This is a genomic window from Endozoicomonas sp. ONNA1 (genome assembly GCF_024606325.1).
In the GTDB taxonomy this organism is placed as follows: Bacteria; Pseudomonadota; Gammaproteobacteria; order Pseudomonadales; family Endozoicomonadaceae; genus Endozoicomonas_A.
On sequence record NZ_JAHHPN010000502.1, the window covers coordinates 1 to 3,501 of the forward strand.

Annotated in this window: 4 protein-coding genes and 1 pseudogene; all 5 read right to left on the reverse strand. The window is 43.9% G+C overall.

Features of this window, described 5'->3' with window-relative positions; all coding sequences use genetic code 11:
- On the reverse strand, positions 1-966 hold a 966-nt coding region (locus KDK19_RS11395), incomplete at its 3' end, for a hypothetical protein (protein ID WP_257254238.1).
- A gap of 363 nt (positions 967-1,329) precedes the next feature.
- Positions 1,330-1,502 (reverse strand): annotated as a pseudogene (locus tag KDK19_RS11400) (U32 family peptidase); the annotation flags it as partial.
- A 134-nt stretch (positions 1,503-1,636) separates the two neighbouring features.
- The gene (gene rpmG / locus KDK19_RS11405; RefSeq protein WP_034834535.1) at positions 1,637-1,804 is read right to left on the reverse strand and encodes a 50S ribosomal protein L33; all 168 of its coding nucleotides are present in this window, start codon (positions 1,802-1,804) and stop codon (positions 1,637-1,639) included.
- A 20-nt stretch (positions 1,805-1,824) separates the two neighbouring features.
- A complete protein-coding gene (gene rpmB / locus KDK19_RS11410; protein ID WP_257254239.1) occupies positions 1,825-2,061 on the reverse strand; it encodes a 50S ribosomal protein L28 in 237 nt (78 codons plus the stop codon).
- 390 nt (positions 2,062-2,451) lie between these two features.
- A complete protein-coding gene (radC, locus tag KDK19_RS11415) occupies positions 2,452-3,147 on the reverse strand; it encodes a DNA repair protein RadC (protein WP_257254240.1) in 696 nt (231 codons plus the stop codon).
- Between the last annotated feature and the right edge of the window lie 354 nt (positions 3,148-3,501).

The following is a 3,501-nucleotide window of genomic DNA, read 5'->3' on the forward strand; positions in this document are numbered from 1 at the left end:
GATAGCATAAATAAGCGGTGTTTCATTATTGACTTTTAAATTATTAATACTTAGGTGATTTATCATTATTTTCATCAGAGCTGATGAATTGGCTTGGATAATCGACATTAATAATCTTTCTTTGTAGTTATCTTTTAGATCACTAGCCTTGAGTACCAGCATCTCTTTTTTTATTTTTTCATAAGTTTTGAGTCGATAGCAGTTGTCAATTTTGTTTAGGTTGGCAATCGATTCTATCAAAGAGTCATTAGGTAATTCATGGCTAATACCCTTCTGACTTCTGGAAATCTCTGTTTTGTCGACATCCCATAAATTTTTTATGTGACCGATAATACGGAGTCCATTGCTTAAAATGCAGGAATATAAATCACTATTCTTACCAGAGCATCTATCAGGATGAAAATATTTTGTCAACGTTTTAATAATGTACTCTACATTTGAATTGTCTGTATTTTGATCAATCTTCAATATGTTGGCTAACAGAAACTTGAATATTTTTTTTTCATTATCAGTTATCGTAACTTCGTTGTCTAATTTGTTTAGAATTGATTCCATGAAGTTTCCGACACCTTTAAGTTCCCTTAAAGATTCTTGTAAATTGATCTTCTTCGATCTTTTTTGCTTATTGAGCTCTTTTAGAGCGTCTTGTATTTCTTTTGAATCAGCAATATTACTCTCTATCGCTCTGCAGAAATTTTCAGCATGCCTGTTTAATCTATCAAAAAAATCAGAGGTTTGAGCAAGAGTGGGTAATATATGAATGAATTCAATAGTTCTTTCATTGATAGGTGTGTCATTCGGAAGTTTACTGGAATATTTAAGGTTTTGCTGATTATAAACTCTCATGAGTTTAATTTTTAAATCGGGTTCCGCAGATTTGCCATTGCCTGAATGCATCAGGTAGGCACCTCTGTCATGTACGTCAAACATGACCTTTGAAATTAAACCAAGCGCTTCCATGTTCATAATTTTGAGCTTCCTTTCATTAATTTTTTGTAAATGGTTTTTAGAATTTACTATTGATTGAATTATTCATTAGACTTCTGCTTGTACTAAAAGTTCAATTAAGAGCATTTTTGGGCCAATCTGTGACTCCCTCGCACCAGCGTGGGAACGCATACCTGACTCACCATAACCGATCCACCTCTAACAAACCTTCAACGCCGACGTAATTACTTGCGCTGGGATAACTCCGTTACTCCGCCCTATCGACATAACCTCTTTTCACCGGGTTTTGATGAATAGCCACAAGGTGAAGATAATTTTCAAGAATGACATAAGCGTGCATTTTCATCCCTCCTCGCTACGGGCACTGTTCTCGGTCAGCGCTCCCGGCGCGAGAGCTTCATCAATGCCTTTTTGCAGGCTTTCATTTTTGCAGTCGTTGTTGCGAACTCTGAGGCTGTATCAGGGTTGCTCTGTGTACACTACGTCAGCACCATAGGCAAATGCGTAGCGCATGTTTTCAGGGTTCCGGCAGGCGATAGGAGTTCCGGTTTCATACTGCAGATGCTCTGTTCAGTGCACGGTCGGGCATTAGATCAGTGTGAAAACGACAGAAAATAAGCAGTTTGTGACGGTGTGGTCAGGGAAAAGCGGGCCCGACAGAACATCGGGCCGGAAAGAACCCGGGATCTTACTTGATCTTGTATTCTTTGTACTCAACGTGCTTGCGTACAACCGGGTCGTACTTTTTGAACACCAGCTTGTCTGGAGTGTTACGCTTGTTTTTGGTTGTGGTGTAGTAGTGACCAGTGCCAGCCGACGAAACCAGCTTGATCTTTTCACGAATACCTTTAGCCATGACTGATTGCTCCCGCTATCTTAGATTTTTTGACCGTTACCACGCAGTTCGGCCAGAACGGTGTCGATACCTTTCTTGTCGATGATGCGCATGCCTTTAGCGGATACACGCAGGCGAACGAAACGCTTCTCGCTCTCTACCCAGAAACGCTTGTGGTGCAGGTTGGGCACGAAACGACGCTTGGTCTTGTTGTGCGCGTGGGAAACGTTGTTCCCGGTAACCGGGCGCTTGCCGGTAACCTGACAAACTTTGGACATAGTAGTGGCCTCTCAAACCAAAAAAACCCAGCCATGAGGCCGGAGGATTCCGTTGTTCGTTTTCGGGCAGGTCTGCCCAATGTCAAGAGTCAGAACTCTCAGCAGCTACCCATATACAAAGACCGCGCTTTATATCAAAGTCAAGGCTTTGGTGCAAGTTGGGCGCTATTTTCGGTCAGGCTCCTGCCGGACTGAAAAGTCAGTTTTGCAAGGAGTCGCAGGCTGAATTATCCACTGATTTGAAAGGAATCTATAGTGGTAAAAAACGATATTTGTGGCGTCAGGGTACCTGATTATCACGTACCTGTGTTGTAGGAAACCTTTTGAATCTTGCCAGCATTATACCCATCGCCATTGGAGATGCGGGAATGTTGACTGCTCCGGTCGGATTCACATAATGCCTTGCTCCGCCAGAGAAACCGATATGCCTTTACCAATGATAATATGGTCCAGTAGTCTGATATCCAGCAATGCCAGTGCTTTCTTGAGGGTTTCGGTGATTCTTATATCAGCCTGACTGGGCTGTGGGTCACCCGATGGATGATTATGGCTGGCTATAACGGCCGCTGCGTTGAGCTCCAGGGCTCTTTTTACCACCTCTCTGGGGTAGACAGGCGCCGCATCAAGTGTGCCCTGAAACAGGGTTTCCAGAGCCAGAACCCGGTGCCGTGTGTCCAGAAAAAGGCAGGCAAACTCTTCTCTTTGACAGCCCCTGAAATGCAGCTGAAGATATTGACGGGTGGCATCCGGGCAGTTGATCGTGCTTTGCTCAGACATTTTTTCAGAGAGTACTCTCTGACAGATTTCGAGAATGGCACTGAGCTCAGTCGCTTTTGCTTTTCCAAGGCCTTTTAAAGTTTGTAATTGCGCAGGTGTTGCACAAAGCAAACCACTCAGTGATTGAAAGTGCTGAATCAGCTGGGACGCGAGGGTCAGGACATGAGTGCCTTTGTAGCCAGTGCGAAGTAGAATTGCCAACAGCTCAGCATCGCTGAGTGCCTGAGGCCCGCGAGAGATCAGCTTTTCCCTGGGACGTTCCTCTTCCGGAAGTGCTTTTATGGCTGTGCCCTGAAGGTGTTGAGTCATAAGGTCTGAAGTATCGACTGTTAAGTTGGTGCCACTTCAGACACAATAAAACCCGGAAAATTCCCAAAACCCGGAAAATTCCCTGATTTGTCGAATGAGCGTACAACCCCGTACTTTTTAACGCCGCATCAGCGAAGCGCAGAACTTTTAGTAATTGAGAGTCATGAATCAAAAGAGGCGACATCTACAATGACACAGGGTGTTCTCTGTCTCCTCTGTCTCTGTTTGTGTCTGAGTTTGTGTCTGTGTCTGCTCTGTCTCTGTTTGATTCTGTGACTGTGTTTCTGTCTCTGTTTGAGTCTGTGACTGTGTTTCTGTCTCTGTTTGAGTCTGTGACTGTGTTTCTGTCTCTGT